Source organism: Thalassobaculum sp. (genome assembly GCF_040219215.1).
GTDB lineage: Bacteria > Pseudomonadota > Alphaproteobacteria > Thalassobaculales > Thalassobaculaceae > Thalassobaculum_A.
Map to the genome: position 1 here is coordinate 86,501 of NZ_JAVJSX010000006.1, position 15,771 is coordinate 102,271.

General features: G+C 65.5%; 15 protein-coding genes and 1 tRNA gene. 6 read left to right on the forward strand and 10 right to left on the reverse strand.

Annotated elements, in window-relative coordinates:
- Nucleotides 1-13: 13 nt before the first annotated feature.
- Nucleotides 14-3,208 (reverse strand): WD40/YVTN/BNR-like repeat-containing protein, encoded by a 3,195-nt coding sequence (locus RIC54_RS03440; RefSeq protein WP_350150544.1) that lies wholly within the window; start codon nucleotides 3,206-3,208, stop codon nucleotides 14-16.
- 448 nt (nucleotides 3,209-3,656) lie between these two features.
- On the opposite strand from RIC54_RS03440, the gene RIC54_RS03445 reads away from it, so the two are divergent.
- Entirely contained in the window at nucleotides 3,657-4,871 is a 1,215-nt protein-coding gene (locus RIC54_RS03445; protein ID WP_350098570.1) for an argininosuccinate synthase, read from the forward strand.
- A gap of 123 nt (nucleotides 4,872-4,994) precedes the next feature.
- Here the strand turns inward: RIC54_RS03445 and RIC54_RS03450 are convergent, their stop codons facing one another.
- On the reverse strand, nucleotides 4,995-5,687 hold the full coding sequence (locus RIC54_RS03450) for an NnrU family protein (protein WP_350098572.1): 693 nt from the start codon (nucleotides 5,685-5,687) through the stop codon (nucleotides 4,995-4,997).
- Here RIC54_RS03450 and RIC54_RS03455 point away from each other — a divergent pair.
- Both RIC54_RS03455 and RIC54_RS03460 read left to right on the forward strand, forming a co-directional pair.
- Complete coding sequence (locus RIC54_RS03455; RefSeq protein WP_350098574.1) at nucleotides 5,674-6,057, forward strand: DUF3253 domain-containing protein; 384 nt, start codon at nucleotides 5,674-5,676, stop codon at nucleotides 6,055-6,057. The two genes, RIC54_RS03450 and RIC54_RS03455, sit on opposite strands and share 14 nt — an antisense overlap.
- A 3-nt stretch (nucleotides 6,058-6,060) precedes the next feature.
- Complete coding sequence (locus RIC54_RS03460; protein WP_350098576.1) at nucleotides 6,061-6,897, forward strand: carbon-nitrogen hydrolase family protein; 837 nt, start codon at nucleotides 6,061-6,063, stop codon at nucleotides 6,895-6,897.
- A 1-nt stretch (nucleotide 6,898) separates the two neighbouring features.
- On the opposite strand, the gene folD is transcribed toward RIC54_RS03460, so the two are convergent.
- Genes folD through RIC54_RS03475 form a run of 3 tightly spaced genes read right to left on the reverse strand, consistent with a single transcriptional unit; the run spans nucleotide 6,899 to nucleotide 8,444 of the window.
- Nucleotides 6,899-7,795, reverse strand: coding sequence for a bifunctional methylenetetrahydrofolate dehydrogenase/methenyltetrahydrofolate cyclohydrolase FolD (folD, locus tag RIC54_RS03465; RefSeq protein WP_350098578.1), 897 nt, complete (start codon nucleotides 7,793-7,795; stop codon nucleotides 6,899-6,901).
- The gene (locus RIC54_RS03470) at nucleotides 7,792-8,130 is read right to left on the reverse strand and encodes a DUF167 domain-containing protein (protein ID WP_350098580.1); all 339 of its coding nucleotides are present in this window, start codon (nucleotides 8,128-8,130) and stop codon (nucleotides 7,792-7,794) included. The genes folD and RIC54_RS03470 overlap by 4 nt, the downstream gene beginning before the upstream one ends.
- 26 nt (nucleotides 8,131-8,156) lie before the next feature.
- Nucleotides 8,157-8,444, reverse strand: coding sequence for a YggT family protein (locus RIC54_RS03475; RefSeq protein WP_350098582.1), 288 nt, complete (start codon nucleotides 8,442-8,444; stop codon nucleotides 8,157-8,159).
- Nucleotides 8,445-8,817: 373 nt separating this feature from the next.
- Here RIC54_RS03475 and RIC54_RS03480 point away from each other — a divergent pair, with 373 nt between their 5' ends.
- The 3 genes from RIC54_RS03480 (at nucleotide 8,818) to RIC54_RS03490 (ending at nucleotide 10,926) form a co-directional block, all read left to right on the forward strand.
- Entirely contained in the window at nucleotides 8,818-9,951 is a 1,134-nt protein-coding gene (locus RIC54_RS03480; RefSeq protein WP_350098584.1) for a sensor histidine kinase, read from the forward strand.
- 104 nt (nucleotides 9,952-10,055) lie between these two features.
- Nucleotides 10,056-10,131: transfer RNA gene (locus RIC54_RS03485), tRNA-Ala, on the forward strand.
- A gap of 198 nt (nucleotides 10,132-10,329) precedes the next feature.
- A complete protein-coding gene (locus RIC54_RS03490; RefSeq protein WP_350098586.1) occupies nucleotides 10,330-10,926 on the forward strand; it encodes a hypothetical protein in 597 nt (198 codons plus the stop codon).
- 158 nt (nucleotides 10,927-11,084) lie between these two features.
- On the opposite strand, the gene RIC54_RS03495 is transcribed toward RIC54_RS03490, so the two are convergent.
- The 5 genes from RIC54_RS03495 to RIC54_RS03515 form a co-directional block, all read right to left on the reverse strand.
- The gene (locus RIC54_RS03495; protein ID WP_350098588.1) at nucleotides 11,085-12,173 is read right to left on the reverse strand and encodes a tyrosine-type recombinase/integrase; all 1,089 of its coding nucleotides are present in this window, start codon (nucleotides 12,171-12,173) and stop codon (nucleotides 11,085-11,087) included.
- A gap of 63 nt (nucleotides 12,174-12,236) precedes the next feature.
- Nucleotides 12,237-12,659: a helix-turn-helix domain-containing protein gene (locus RIC54_RS03500; RefSeq protein WP_350098590.1), complete on the reverse strand. Its 423-nt coding sequence runs from the start codon at nucleotides 12,657-12,659 to the stop codon at nucleotides 12,237-12,239.
- Nucleotides 12,660-12,674: 15 nt separating this feature from the next.
- Nucleotides 12,675-12,881, reverse strand: a complete 207-nt coding sequence (locus tag RIC54_RS03505; protein WP_350098592.1) for a helix-turn-helix transcriptional regulator — start codon at nucleotides 12,879-12,881, stop codon at nucleotides 12,675-12,677.
- A gap of 97 nt (nucleotides 12,882-12,978) precedes the next feature.
- Complete coding sequence (locus tag RIC54_RS03510) at nucleotides 12,979-14,037, reverse strand: serine/threonine-protein kinase (protein ID WP_350098594.1); 1,059 nt, start codon at nucleotides 14,035-14,037, stop codon at nucleotides 12,979-12,981.
- Between the two features lie 6 nt (nucleotides 14,038-14,043).
- Nucleotides 14,044-15,720, reverse strand: coding sequence for a S1C family serine protease (locus RIC54_RS03515; protein WP_350098596.1), 1,677 nt, complete (start codon nucleotides 15,718-15,720; stop codon nucleotides 14,044-14,046).
- Nucleotides 15,721-15,771: the final 51 nt, after the last annotated feature.

Consider the following 15,771-nt stretch of genomic DNA (forward strand, 5'->3'; position numbering starts at 1 on the left):
CTGGCGGTCAGACCTACGCGGTGCCCAGAACGCCAATGCCGGCGGCGGTCAGAGCCTTGTTCAGGGCCGGCACGTCCTTGGCGACAAGATCGTTGAACGCGTCGATCTGGGCCTCGACCTTGGCCATGATTTCGGCCGAGACCTCATGGGCCTGGGTGGTCGGAGCCGCGTCGGCGATCGCGGCCACGCTGATCAGGTCGACCAGGGTGTCGTTCAGGCCGGCCGGGTGGCGCAGCACGTCACGCGGCGACTCCCGATGCACGTCGACCAGCACGCCCTCGATCGCACCAAGGCTCTTGGTCAGGGCGTCGGCCTGCTCGCGCAGGGCCAAATGGTCGTCGCCCAGGCGGCCACCCAGGTCGACGATCTGCCGTTTCAGGCGGCGCAGGTTGTTCACCGTGCCGTTCAGTTCCGACAGGCTGTCGCTGAGCGCCTGCAACAGGGCGAACTGCTCGGCGAACGCGTCCGCGGTGACGTTCAGGCGCGGATCGGGGACGACCTCGAACCCGGCCTTCTGGATCACCCCGCCAACCTCCAGCTCGACCGTATAGGTGCCGGGCACCGCGGTCGGGCCAGGCTGGCCGTCGCCATCGCCGGCGAACGGCTTGATCTTCAGGCCGCTGAGCGCGGGATCGAGCTTCTCCGGCGCCCTGTACCGCAGGTCCCAAACGAACCGGTTCAGGCCGGCCTTGGTACCGGGTCGGCGCTGGTGCGGCGCGTCCTTGTCGGCGCTGCTGAAGCTGACCACCTCGTCGCCACCGGCGTCGCGGATGGCCAGGCGCACCGGTCCGTCGGCGCTTTCAGCCAGCTGATAGTAGATGATGGCACCGGCCGGCGGGTTCTCGCCGACGTCCAGGTGATGACGGATCCGCGCACCCTCGAATCCTTCGACCAGATGGGTGCTGCCGTTGATGCCGAACGCCGGGCCATAGCTGATACCGGCCAGATTGCCGCGACCGGCGCTCCAGGCCAGACGCTGCCGGATCGTGGTGCGCGGGGTGAACAGCTTGGTCGCCTTGGCGGACGCCATGGCGCGCAGCGGGGTGATGTCGTCGAGAATCCAGAACGACCGGCCGTGGGTCGCCGCCACCAGGTCGGCATCCTTCAGCTTCAGATCGTAGACCGGCACCACCGGGAAGCCGCCGCCCATCCGTGTCCAGTGGGCGCCGTCGTCCAGGCTGAAGAACACCCCGGTCTCGGTGCCGGTGAACAGCAGGCCGGCCCGCTCGGTGTCGGCGCGCAGCACGCGGGTGATCTCGTCGCCCGGCAGGTCGCCGTTGATCGACTGCCAGGTCTTGCCGCTGTCGGTGCTGCGGAACAGGTACGGCTTGTAGTCGGCCAGCTTGTAGCGGGTCGCCGAGACGTAGACGGTGTCGGCATCGTGAGCGGAGACTTCCACGCTGCCGACATAGGCCAGTTCCGGCATGTCCGGAGGGGTGACATTCTGCCATGAGCCCCCGTCTTTGCGGCTGACATGCACCAGCCCGTCGTCGGTGCTGGCCCACAGCTCGCCTTTGCGATGCTTCGACTCGTGCACGCAGGCGCAGGATGCGTGGGTCTCCGCCCCGGCGCTGTCGCGGGTCAGGGTGCCGCCGGAATAGTCCTGGCGCGCCGGGTCGTTCAGGCTGAGGTCCGGTGAGATGCAGTCCCAGCTGGTCCCCTCGTTGCGGGTGCGGAACACGTGGTTGCCGCCGACGTACAGGGTGTTGCTGTCGTGCGGCGAGAACAGGATCGGGAAGGTCCAGGCGAACCGGTACTTCAGGTCGCGCGGCGCGATGCCGGTCGACTCCTCCGGCCAGACGTTCACCAGTTGGACCTGCCGGGTGCGGTGGTCGTAGCGCTGCAGCGCACCGGCGCCACCCGGGCTGGAACCGATGGCCCCGACATAGACGATGTTGGCGTCCTCGGGATGGACCGCGACGAACCCGCTCTCCCCGGTGCCGGGATAGGTGGCGTCGGACAGCGTGATCACGCCCCATTCCGACGCGCTCGGCACGCTGATCGAGGTGTTGTCCTGCTGGGTCGCGTACACCCGGTAGGGGTGCTGGTTGTCGATGTCCATGCGGTAGAACTGGGCGGTGTTCTGGTTGTAGATCGACGACCAGGACTCCCCGCCGTTGAACGACACGCAGGCCCCGCCGTCATTGCCCTCGACCATACGGCGCGGGTTGGCCGGGTCGATCCACAGATCGTGGTTGTCGCCGTGCGGGGTGGTGATCTCCTTGAAGCTGACCCCGCCGTCCGTCGATTTCCACATCTGCAGGTTGGTGACGTACACCGTGTCGGCCTGGTCCGGGCAGGCGAACACGTGGGTGTAGTACCAGGGCCGGTGCATCAGGTCGCGGTTGCGGCAGACATGGGTCCAGGACTTGCCGTAGTCGTCGGAGCGGTACAGCCCGATCTTGTCGCCCTCGGCCTCGACCAGCGCGTACACCCGGCCGGCCTTGGCCTCCGACACCGAGACGCCGACCTTGCCGAGCATGCCGTCGGGGAAGCCGCCGCCGGTCACCTGTTCCCAGGTATCGCCGCCGTCGGTGGAACGGAACAGCCCGCTGCCCGGCCCGCCGCTCGACAGGTTCCAGAAGTTGCGGCGCGCCTGCCAGAACGCGGCGAACAGGATGCGCGGGTTGTTCGGGTCCATCGACATGTCGACGCAGCCAGCGTCCGGGCCGCGCTCCAGCACATGCTCCCAGGTCTCGCCGCCGTCCCTGGAGCGGTAGACACCGCGCTCGGGGTTGGCGCCGAAGGCGTCGCCGAGGGCCGCCACGTAGACCAGGTTCGGGTCGCGCGGGTGCACCAGCACCCGGCCGATGTGCCGGGTCTCCTTCAGGCCGATGTGCTTCCAGGTCCGCCCGGCGTCGGTCGAGCGGTACATGCCGTCGCCGAACGACACGTCGAGCCGGATCGTGGTCTCGCCGGTGCCGGCGTACACCACGTTGCTGTCCGAGCGCGCCACCGCCAGCGCGCCGATGGTGGCGCTGGTCAGGTAGCCGTCGGTCACGCAGCGCCAGTACACCCCGCCGTCGGTGGTCTTCCACACCCCGCCGGCGCACGCACCGAAATAGAAGGTCATCGGGTCGTTGGCGTCGCCGGCGACCGCCACCACCCGACCGCCGCGCGACGGTCCGATGCAGCGCCAGTTCAGCGCGTCGAGGGCGGGGTTTGTCGCAGCGGTGGCGGGTAAAGCAGCGGTGCTGGCGGTCGGCATCGGGGGCATCCGTGGCTTGGGGAGGGGGCGGGTGGAACGGAGGTTGGACAGAACTGACGGAACGGTATGGGCTGTAACGGCCCCGACCGCGACGACCGCTCGTGCGGCAACCTCGCCGCCGCACGAGCCGTCCCCGGTCGGATGACGTCACGGGAAGGCGGAAATCCAAGATCGCGCCGGCCCGAACGGACCGGCAAACCGAAGCCTAGGTCAGGATCGAGGCGGGCTGCAATGGGGGGAAACCAAACGATCGGTTGAATTCAGCGTGAGGCAGCGGCAGTTCCGGTTTCGGCACATTTGGATCCGTCGCGGCCAAACACAGTTTCATGCTGACGGGCCAGTGACGCAGACGCCCTTCTTCCTTGCCCCGCGCGCCGCGCTCCCTATACTCCGCGCCCGTCCGGGGGCCGGTTGGGTGCCCGGCGATCAGCGTCACTGCGAGGGCACCATGGCCGACTCCCCCAAGAAGGTGGTGCTCGCCTATTCCGGCGGGCTCGACACCTCGATCATCCTGCGCTGGCTGCAGGATACCTACAATTGCGAGGTGGTGACCTTCACCGCCGACCTCGGCCAGGGCGAGGATCTGGAGCCGGCGCGCGCCAAGGCACAGATGCTTGGGGTCAAGGAGATCTTCGTCGAGGACCTGCGCGAGGAGTTCGTGCGCGACTTCGTCTTCCCGATGTTCCGCGCCAACACCCTGTACGAGGGCTGCTACCTGCTCGGCACCTCGATCGCCCGGCCGCTGATCTCCAAGCGCCAGATCGAGATCGCCCAGATGACCGGCGCCGATGCGGTCGCCCACGGCGCCACCGGCAAGGGCAACGACCAGGTGCGCTTCGAGCTCAGCTACTACGCGCTGCAGCCCGACATCAAGATCATCGCCCCATGGCGGGAGTGGGACCTGACCTCGCGCACCGCGCTGCTGGACTATGCCGAGAAGAACCAGATCCCGATCGCCAAGGACAAGCGCGGCGAAGCGCCGTTCTCGGTCGACGCCAACCTGCTGCACGCCTCATCCGAGGGCAAGGTGCTGGAGGACCCCTGGGCCGAACCGGGCGATTACATCTGGTCGCGCACCCTGTCGCCGGAAGAGGCGCCGGACAAGGCGACCTACGTGGTGATCGGCTTCGAGAAGGGCGACGCGGTGTCGATCGACGGGGTACCGCTGAGCCCGGCCACCCTGCTGACCCAGCTCAACGAACTCGGCCGCGCTAACGGCATCGGCCGGCTCGACCTGGTGGAGAACCGGTTCGTCGGCATGAAAAACCGCGGCCTGTACGAGACCCCGGGCGGCACCATCCTGCACGTCGCCCACCGGGCGGTGGAGAGCATCACCCTCGACCGCGGGCTGACGCATCTCAAGGACGAGCTGATGCCGCGCTACGCCACCCTGATCTACAACGGCTTCTGGTTCTCGCCGGAGCGCCAGATGCTGCAGGCGGCGATCGACTACAGCCAGCAGGACGTCACCGGCGAGGTCCGCCTGAAGCTGTACAAGGGCAACACTTCGGTGGTCGGCCGCAAGGCGGACAAGAGCCTGTACTCGGCCGACTGGGTGACCTTCGAGGAAAGCGCCGTCGCCGACTACGACCACAAGGACGCTGCCGGCTTCATCAAGCTGAACGCCCTGCGCCTGCGCCTGAAGAAGATGCTGCAGGGGTAGGACGGCAGGTTCCGCCGACGGCTGCCGCACCGTGTCCCGGATCGCGCTGAAGCGCGTCCGGGATGACGGCTCAGCGGCGCCTCCGAGCAGGTTGCGTTGTCGGCCGTCGTCCCGGTCTGTCGGTCAGGGGTGCGGCCACACGCCGGTGTAGAGCGGGTGCAGCCCGTACAGCGCCGCCCACAGCATCAGGCCGAGGGCCGGCCGCCACAGCCCGATACCGGGCCAATCGACCCGCACCCGACCCTGCATCGCCGCCAGGAACGGTACGCACGAGGTGGTCAACGCCATCGGACCCCAGGCGGATTCCAGCCGCCGCTGCATCTTGGCGTCGAGCGCCGGCATCCCGGCATAGGCCAGCAACGCCATGCCGCCGAACAGCGCCATCGAGGCAAGGTCGCCATTGGCTGCGAGGTGGGCCAGCGCCCACAGACCGACGGCGTTCAGGAACGGATGGCGGGTAATGGTCAGCACGCCGCGCACCGCGTTCGGGTCGTCCAAAGCACCTTCCCCGCCGACCGCGGTCGGGTTGCGGGTCGTCACCCCCGCGACCAGCAGGGCGGCGGCGAGCGGCATCACCAGGTTGGGGACCCACAAGGTCCACCGCGGCGGCAGCCAGACCTCGATGTAGGGTGCGGCCTCGTAGGCCAGGATGGTCCACAGCAGGGCCGCCAGCGCCGCCGAGGCGTAAAGGACGCGAAACCGCTCCTCGCCCAGGCGCCGGACCAGCGGATCGCGCAACGGCGGCGACGACAGGACGAAATGCCCGCCGACAAACGCGGCCAGCCCGATGAACAAAGCATCGATGGTGCCGAGCATCGCGGTGTGGTTCCCCCCGACTTTCGCGTACAGTGCCGATATGGCACGCGAACCCCAGAATACCAACCCTTCCGCCGCGAACGACGACGACGAGGCCTCCGCTCTCGACGATGTCGGCAAGGCGATCCTCGACGCCTGCGCCGCCGCCGGTCCGGGCAAGTCGATCGATCCGGCGATCGTGGCCCGCGCGCTCGGCGGCAACCCGAACGACGTGGTCCCTTGGCGCGTGCTGATCCGGCGCATCCGCGCGGCGGCGGCGGCGCTGCAGGACCGCGGCCGAATCGCCGTGCTGCGCAAGGGCAAGCCGGTCCACATCCGCGCGGCGCGCGGGGTCATCCGCCTGGCGCTGCCACCCGGCACCGACGGCTGACCGATGCCGTCCGGCGTTGCCGTGGCGACGGTGCAGTGTCCGGTCGAACCCGATCCGGTCCGCAACGCCGGCGCCATCGTCCGGGCGATGCGCCGGGCCGCCGCCCGCGGCGCCCGGGTGGTGCATTTTCCGGAAGGCGCGCTGTCAGGCTACGTCAAGGCCCAGATCTGGTCATGGGACGACGTCGACTTCGACGCCGTCCGTGCCGGCCTGTCGCGGATCGCCGACGAGGCACGGCAGCTCGGCGTATGGGTCGCCGTCGGCTCGGCGCACCCCCTGACCTCCCCGAACCGTCCGCACAACTCGGTGTACGTGATCTCGGACCAGGGCCGGATCGTCGACCGCTACGACAAGCGCCGCTGCTCGAACACCGAGATCAACGACTGGTACACGCCCGGCTTCGAACCCTGCGTCTTCGACGTCGACGGCATCCGCTTCGGCTGCGTCATCTGCATCGAGGTCAGGTTTCCCGAGCTGTTCGCCGAAGCCGCCGGGCTCGGCGTGCAGGTCATGCTGGTGTCGTCCTATTCCCGCGAACCGATGGACGGCGTCCTGGCCCAGGCGCACGCCGCAGCCAACACCACATGGCTCAGCTACAGCGTCCCGGTGGACGCGAGCCGGCAATACGCCAGCCGGATGTTCGGCCCCGACGGTCGCGAACTCGTGCGCTGCCGAGCCGGTCGCAGCCAGGCTCCGGTGACGCCGATCGATCCCGACGATCCGGCATGGGAAGTCCCGCTGCGGCACGCCCGACCCTGGCGGGCCGACGCCCGGGCCGGCCACATCTACGCAGCGCGGCGGGTGGACGATTCGAGAAGCCGCGACAAGACGGCCCTGTAGCCTACAGCGCCGGCACCACGATGCCGCGGCGTCGGCAGGCCGCCTCGACGGTGTTGCGCAGCAGGACCGCAATGGTCATCGGGCCGACACCGCCGGGCACCGGGGTAATGGCGCCCGCCACCGCCGACGCCTCGGCAAACGCCACGTCGCCGACCAGCCTTGTCTTGCCCTCGCCCCTGTCCGGCGCCGGCACCCGGTTGATGCCGACGTCGATCACCGTCGCCCCCGGCTTGATCCAGTCGCCACGCACCATCTCGGGCCGGCCGACCGCCGCCACCAGGATGTCGGCCTGCCGGCACACGGCCGGCAGATCGCGGGTCCGCGAATGGGCGACGGTCACCGTGCAGTTCGCGCCCAGCAGCAGCTGCGCCATCGGCTTGCCGACGATGTTGGAGCGACCGACCACCACGGCGTGCAGTCCCGACAGGTCACCCAGCCGGTCCTTCAGCAGCAGCAGGCAGCCGAGCGGCGTGCACGGCACCAGCGCCGCACCGCCGGTGGCCAGCCGCCCGGCGTTCACCACATGGAAACCGTCGACGTCCTTCGCCGGATCGATCGCATCCAGCACCGCCTGCGAGTCGATCTGCCCGGGCAGCGGAAGCTGGACCAGGATGCCGTCGACCGCCGCGTCGGCGTTCAGCTCGGCGATCAGCGTCAGCAGGGTGTCCTGGGTGGTGTCGTCCGGCAGCCGATGCTCGATCGAGTTCATGCCGGCTTCGACGGTCTGGGCGGCCTTGTTGCGCACATAGACCCGGCTGGCAGGGTCGTCGCCGACCAGCACCACGGCCAGTCCCGGCTTCAGACCATGCTCGAGAACCAGGCCGCCGACCGCCTGTCCCACCCGGCCGCGCAGCGCCGCGGCGAACGCCTTGCCGTCAATGATCCCGCCCGTGCTCATGCGCTCGTTCCCTCGCTGGTCAGCCATGTCTCAAGACGGGTCGTCAGTGCCGCCGTATCGTCGCTGTGCACCAGCAGGACCTTGCGCCGGTCTGTCGCCCCCTGGACGATTTCGATCGACGATTTCGGCACCCGCCAGCGCTTCGCCAGCAGAGCGGTCACCGCCCTGTTGGCGCGGCCATCCTCCGGCACCGCGGTCACCGAGACTTGCAGCCACGCGACGCCGGCTTCGTCCTGAACGACACCGCGGACACGGTCGGCCGCGGCTTTCGGCATGACTTTGAGCGCGACCCGCACACCGTCGGGTCCGGCGTGAAACGGTGTGGGTGTCGGCATGGCGGCAAATGATGTTTGAAGCCCGGTCAGCCCATCCGGATTGCCAGCTCTTCCAGCAGGCGGACACCGAACTGCAGCGCAAGCACCAGGATCACCGGCGAGATGTCGATGCCGCCGAGGTTCGGCATCAGGTTGCGGATCGGGCGCAACGCCGGCTCGGTGATGCGCGACAGGAAATCCATCACCACGTAGACGACGCGGTTGTAGGCGTTCAGCACGCCGAATTTCACCAGCAGATCGATCACGATGTAGGCGAACAGCAGATAGGTATAGAGCTGCACTACCTGCTTGATCAGCCAGAGAACCGAATCCATCGCCATCGCCCTCCCGTCGTGTGCGCCGCACCCTAACCAGGGCAGGCGGCCACGGCAAGCTCGGGCGGCCTCGCGGTCGCAGCGGCATCGATGGCGATCCCGTCCGGTGACGCCGTCCACAAGCCACTCGCGCTACCAGGGCAGTTCCCGGGCCGGAACCAACCGGAATTGTCCCGCCGAGCGACAGGACTGCGAAAGTTTACAGCGCCGCCGGCATGGATGAACGCCGACGATTGTCGGTGGCCAAACACAGTCGCTGAACAACCCAGGGTTTTCCTCAAACAGTAGGTATTCCGGATTCATCTAGCGTTCCTAATGTTTTGCTGGCCATTCCTCTCGTTTTCGATAATCTCAAATGCCATGAGGATGCCCCATGGTTCGGTCTGACAAGACATTGCCTCTCGATCTGATCTTCAATGCGCTGGCGTCGATAGACGTGGCGGTGGCGATTTATGATCGCGACGATCGGGTCGTGGCGGTCAGCCCGTATTACGAGACCATGTTCCCCGAGGAAGACCTGAAGCCCGGACTGACGTACCGCGAGGCGCTGGCCCGATTCGGCCTGCACCACGATCGTGTCCAGGCCCTCGGCTACTCCGACCTGGAAGCCTACATCGACGCCGAGGTCCAGCGCCACCGCACACCCTACGCCCAACAGGTCTACCAGCTGAAGAACGGCCGCTGGATCGAAGCCCGCAAGGTTCCGCTGCCGAATGGTGGAATAGCCGGCCTGTGGCGCGACATCAGCACCCAGCGGGAAGCCGAGCTGGAGATGCGCCGATCCAAGGAATCGACCGAGCTGGCGAGCCGCGCGAAGGCCGATTTCCTGGCTCTGATGAGCCACGAGCTGCGCACCCCACTGAACGCGGTGATCGGCTTCGCCGAACTGCTGGAACGGTCCGGCTCGACCATGAAGCCGGAGACCCTCGGCGAGTACGCCAACCTCATCCGGACCAGCGGCGAACAGCTGCTGCGGATGATCAACGACATCCTCGACCTGACCCGGCTCGGCGGCAACGAAGCCGCCCTTCCGATGGACCTGATCCGCCTGGAGTCGATCACCGCCACCTGCCTGCGGATCACCGAGCCGTTCGCCCGGCCCCGCCAGGTCACGCTGGTCGACGCGGTACCGACCGACCTGCCGCCGTTGCGTGCCGAGGTGGCGTCGCTGCGCCGGATGATCATCCACTTGCTGTCGAACGCCGTCAAAGTGTCCCCCGCGGGCGCGAACGTTACGCTGACGGTCGAGCGTCGCGCGAATGGTGCGCTCAGCGTGGTCATCATCGACGACGGTCCCGGCATGTCCGAGGAACAGATCGCGGCGGCAGTCCAGCCGTTCTCGCAGAACGACGAGGTCCGCTCGCGCCGCCTCACCGGGGCCGGCCTTGGGCTGCCCCTGGTGAAAACCCTGATCGAGCTGCACGGCGGACGACTGGTTCTGGATTCGGAACTGGGCCGCGGCACCCGCGCGTGCCTGGAGTTTCCACCGGCATCCGTGGCGGTTTGATCGGCGGTGGCGGCCAACGCCATCCTGCCTCTTGAACAGGACCGGCGAACTTCATATAACCCCGGTCACATGACGGGCGGCTTCGGCCGACCCGCCCAGTCGGTGGGGCCGTAGCTCAGCTGGGAGAGCGTCGCGTTCGCAATGCGAAGGTCGGGAGTTCGATCCTCCTCGGCTCCACCAAAATCTCCGTAAAATCAAATAGTTACTGAGCGCCAGTTGGGCGCAATTTCGGTGACTCAGCTCTGGTAAGCCAATGGTAAGCCAGCGGGACGATCTCGGCTTCGCGTTTCGTTTGGAGTCGCGATTCCGGTTGCGGCTCGCCGTCGCCCGGTCGCACCGTGGGATCGCGAGCGATACCCTGGCCGGAGAACGCGCACCATGTCGATGCCCTACGGCGTTCTCGCTTGCCCGTCCTGTGGATACGAAGCAACGACCAAAGGCCTTTGGGGCCTTTTCGTCTATCGCAGCGACCAAGGTGCAGAGGTGCATATCGAGCGGCATCTCGGCTGGTGCCACAGTTGCCACGGCGTGGCGGCGATCGAGGCGTTGCCCGATGCAGGCCGTATCCAGGCCGAGCAGGTCGAAGCAAAGTCTCGATGGGAGGCACTGATACCGACGACCGGCCTGCAGCGTCTGCGGGGCTTGTTCAGTGGATCGGCACGTGGTCTGCGACGACAGGCGCTGGACGCCCTACGCCGGGCGGACCTGCTCGCTGCCGTCGTGATGCCAGGCCGGTCGCCGTGCTGTCTGGATTGTGGATCGACGGACGTCGAGGTGATCGTGCTGCCCAACCCTGAGTCGCGCGGCCAGATGCAAGACCAGGGGCTCGCCTTCCGGCATCCAGGCTGCCCTAAGCCGATGCGCCTGCGGGAGTCCGGAGGCACCCGGTTCGCGATGGCGCCAACGAAGCGGGTCTACGATCCGCAGGGTCGGTTCATCGAGCATGCGGATCCGCGGTCACGGTTGGTGAGGTAGTCGCTATCGTCGGGGGTGCCCGGGGCAACGAAATGGCCCTGAGGGTCGATCAGCAAGGCTGGGATCGAGTCACTCATGATGACATTCACGACAGTCGGATTCTTGACGATGTCTCGGGCGTCAGGATGTCACCGCACTGGCGGGCGGGACCCTGATCCTCAAGCCCGCTGCAGCTTCGCGAGCGTCTTCACGACTTCGTCGATCACCGCGTCGCGGTCCTCGGCCGGTTCGGCCAGAAGCTGCATGATCTCTGCCTGACGGTATCGATCGACGGCGCCGTAGCTGGTGAAGGTCGTCAGCACCTGCTCGTGGCCCAGGTTTTGGCTCCAGGCCTTCATCTGCTCCGGGGTGCGGCAAACCCGTTCTCCGAGTTGGGCGAGGGTCTTCCGGAAGCTGTGCGGGTTGAAGTAGGGCTGGCCGATCCGATTGAAGGCCTCTCGGAAAATGGTCCGGATCGGCGTCGCGCTGCCCCAGTGCTTGCGGTGCAGCCCCGCGGCTTCGAACTTCCGCGAGGCCCCGACCGCGACCTTCGTCGCCGGGAACAGCGGATCGTCGTCGCCCCACATCTTCTCGATCCGCAGGTAGGCGATCCAGCCCTCGACGATCTCGCGAACGTCGTCGCCGACTGGGAAAAAGCTGCTGGTGAAGGTCTTGCTGAACTTGGTGCGCACCTCGCGGGCATCCTGCAGGACCGTCCGGCGCCCGAGGTCGACGTGCTTCAATTTCAACGAGGCGATAGCACCGTCGCGGGCGCCGCTCAGCAGGGCGAACGGGACCACGGCGCGGTCCCGGCGCTGCAACTCCGCGCCGGTCGGCATCGCGCCGATGGCATGGCGGATCTGCTCCAGCGTCGGCACCGGCTGTTCGCGCTCGGCGGTGGCGACCGCGCGTTCCTTCTCCGAGATGTTGAAGTACTCGGCGTCCGAGTAGCTGACCGCCGACTTGTAGCCGGACTGATCTGCCAGCCAGACGATGAACGCCTTCATGGCAGACAGGGTCGCATGCATCGTCGCGGCACTCAGTGGCTTACCGGATCGCCGGGCCTTCTGCCGCGTCAACTGCGCCTTGAAGCCGGTCGCCTGGTTGATGTGGAACCGCTTGAAGGGCTTGCCGCTGGTGTAGCCTTCGAAGGCTGCGATCGCCGCCATCGCCTTGTCGATCGAAGCCTCGCTCTGCCGCTTCGCTTCGCGCAGGAACGTCATGTAGCGATGCTTGATGCGCTCGTTTTCGGGATGGTGCTTGGGCATGGGGTCGGTCTCCTTCTGGAAGTCACCATTCAGGGAGGGGTAAGGGCGATCAGTTATGCGTCGCTATGCTTCCGGCAGGAGGACTTCACCGAGGCGCTCAAAGACGGGAAGATCCGTCAGTCGGATGGCCCGGTGCATCCAAGTATCGCAAACAGCGCACGACGCACCCAGGTTGCCGTGGGTCGGGCTGAGGGGCCGGTACTCGACGAGCCCACCGGCCGGCTCGCGCGGTGCCCGACAGCGCAGGCAATACAGATGGCCAGGCGGACAGGTGACGCGATGCTCGGCACGCTTCGCCGTCAGGAAGGCACGCAAAGCATCACCGCGAACCAGGAACGGGCGTCGGTCGGTGACGGCTTCCAGGCCATGATCCTTGATCCATCGGGAGACAGTGTTTTTGTGGACCTCCAGGGCCCGAGCCGCCTCCGGAATCGTGTAGTTGCGATGCAGCTTCGCGCGACATGGGTTCGGGTATCGCTTGGCCATCGGCCGCGACCTCGATCAACAGCCGCGTTCGGGTTCAGATGTGCTGCGGCGCTTGCGTGACTCCAGCCACGCGTCGAGGTCCACAGCGTCGTACAGGACGACCCGCGGGCCAGCTTTCATGTAGAGCGGGCCGTCGCCACGCAGCCGCATCTTGGCAAGGGTCGAGGCAGACAGGCTGAGGTAGACGGCGGCAGCCGGAGCGCGGAGTTTGTTCGAAAACATGGTAATGCCTCTTGGTCCGGGTTCGAGAACCGCCGTGGGTGGCGATCTCTGTTCCGGAAGCTACGGAGGCGGTCACCGCCCAAATAGGCGGCACGATTTAATTGGCGATTCGATTCCCGCGAGTCGATTTCCGGCCGGGCTTGCTCCACGTCTCGTTGCCAGTGCGATTGATGGCGTTCGCCCAGGCCCGGGCAAAGCCTCGCCTACTGACATTGAATTGGCGAATGGCTTCGATTTGATACCCGCCCTTGGCCATGATTGGCTCATTGACCATGAGTTTGCAGAGCCATTCTTCACACCGCGTTTCGCCACGAACCGTTGGCGGTGTTGTCGCAGAGTCTCCACCCTCAACGGCCGGAACAGCCTGCAGGAATCCTGGAAACGAAAGCCCATGGGAATGCATCCATTCACCGCCGGCGTCCCCTTGCAGCCAACGGACAAACTTGGAGACGTCGATCGGAATCGCTCTGAACGATCGGGCAAACTCAACTGCCTCCAGCGGACTCCGCGGCTGACCGTCGGGCCCAATCGCGGGCACGGCAACCGGCGCGTTCGGCTCGAAACCGACCAATGCGTCCACATCTAAGGTTCGGCGAAACAAGCGCTCCGAGATTGCTGCCGCAACGATTGCTTCTCCCAGAATCTCCACATCTATTTCCTGGTCAGGCTGGTCAGCAGCCCAGCGCTGCGCAATCACCAGCGCTTGAAGTTCGAAGCCAGGAAGGCTCGAAGCATTGTCCGGCATCGGGGGCCAGAGCTCCTGAACCTGATCGCTTCGAAATCTCAGTTGCGTCCAGGTCGTGCCGCCAATCCGATGGAGCGGCACGGGGCGCGCGGCTTCAGGTTCGAACGTCAGTTGGCCAGCGGTCCAATACACAGCCGGAATCGGCTTTGGATCGCCCCGTCCCTCCACCAATCCTATAGCCTCTAGATCGCCAGCTTCCAGGCGAGCCCGCAGAGCAGCGATAGCGGAAGTGAGTGACGGGTACCGGCGCACAAACGACGCATCAGCCATGGTCAGGCTCATCACGTTCGGTCGCATCTCACGCGCCAGTGACTCGTCGCCGGCCCGTTCAATCAGATCGACATCATCGAGATGAATCCACGCAAGCGCCTGCAACAGATTCCAGTATGTCGCTTCGAATGCGCTCGTCATTGTATTTCAAAACGCCACGAGAAACGGTCCGGCCCCGGTTGGGACACGAATATGACCAGCGAACACAGCAAACCCAAGGCCCTGGGTTTTCTTTAGAAAGCTGGTCGCAACGCCCACGACCTCTCCGGCTCGGTTCAAGACCGGGCCACCACTGTTGCCAGGGTTTATCGCGGCGTCCACTTGCACCAACACCCCTCTGGATGTCGGACGGATCGCCCCGACGATCCCCGCCGTGATGGTGCCGCGCAGGCCAAGCGGGGACCCGATGACGACGACCGGCGTACCCGGTTCGGGCAAATCCTTGGCGATCGGCAGAGGGCGCACATCGACCGGCGAATTGAGCCGCAGCACGGCAAGATCGAGATCACCGTCACCGCGCTCGACGACATCCGCCGACAAGCGCCGACCAGACTGCAGTTCGACCTCCGCCCGACTGGCATCACCGACGACATGGGCGTTCGTGACAACCAGGTCGCGGGCAATGAAGAAACCCGAGCCCTGTGAGTTTCCAGCGTGAATCGTCGCAACCGCGGGAATCGATGTCTTGTAGAGGGCGGAAATCGACCCGGCCTCACCGGGCTCCGTCGGACGCACAATACTAGGCGCGATTTCCGCGGGCGGCAGCGACGTGGATGGTCGCGAGTTGGTTGGCGGACTGGGAAGTGTCGGGGATGCCGGGTGCGGTTGGATTACGCGGTCGAATCGCTTTGGTAGGTCAAAGACAACTGCAGTTTTTACGGTCTCCGATTTTCCGTTGACCGTCTTCTCCACCTCATCCGTGGTGATGTAAGAGAAGCCGCTGTAAGGATCAATTAAAATAGAAAACGTGTGTTGGACGCGAACGTTGGGTGCAGTGATTTCAAACACACCCTTCGTCGATAGAAATTCATATCCATCGACATAGGCAACCCCAACAATTCTTTCACTACTTCGATAACTAAAATTGCCAGTATTTAAACTATTCGGAAGATTTTCGGAGGTGTACTTTGCAATCTCAGTGTCTGTAATAAATTCAGATGAGGCCATCGTCGCGATATAAAAACGGCGAGCAAATTCTACATTAGATTCAGCAAGAACAGTTGATCCGATTGAAAGGTTAGCATCATAAATTGGAACATTTACAACTTCAATGATTCGATCGAATTCGGATCGGTTAAAAGCAGTTTCTCGAAGCATTTTAGTCAAATCTGCGTCGATGCCTCCAGCGCCAGTTGCGGTAGGATTGCTTTGCACCGCGTATATCCGCCTTGGATAACCGCGGTCATCGATCTCAAAATCGGACAACCGACCATCGGATACGGTGAAATTGATCCCCTTCTTGTTCTGTGACGTCCACGAAATGTGCTCAACAAACGTCTGGATCCGCAGTGTGCTCCGATTTGTCGGCACGATCGTCACGTATCCTTCAAGTTGCGTGCGCTCCCCCTTGCTGTTGGTGAATTCACCCCGATACGGCACCCTTCCGAGGGGTCGATACCGGACCTGGGTCAATGTCGGAATCGCCGAGGCTTCGGTGGCGACCGGGATTACCAGTTCCGGCGACGGTTCGGTGTACCGGACGGTCTTGCAGCCGGAAAGCATCGTCGGCAGCAGGATCGCCGCCACGACCAGCCATTGCAACTTCCACCCGGTGCGCGGTTCGAAGCGTGCCGGCGGACCGTCGTCGCCAGTAAAGTTTGTCATGTCGCCCCCCGAAGTCGCTTTTATACTCGGACAGAATTGCCGGTTCGACCA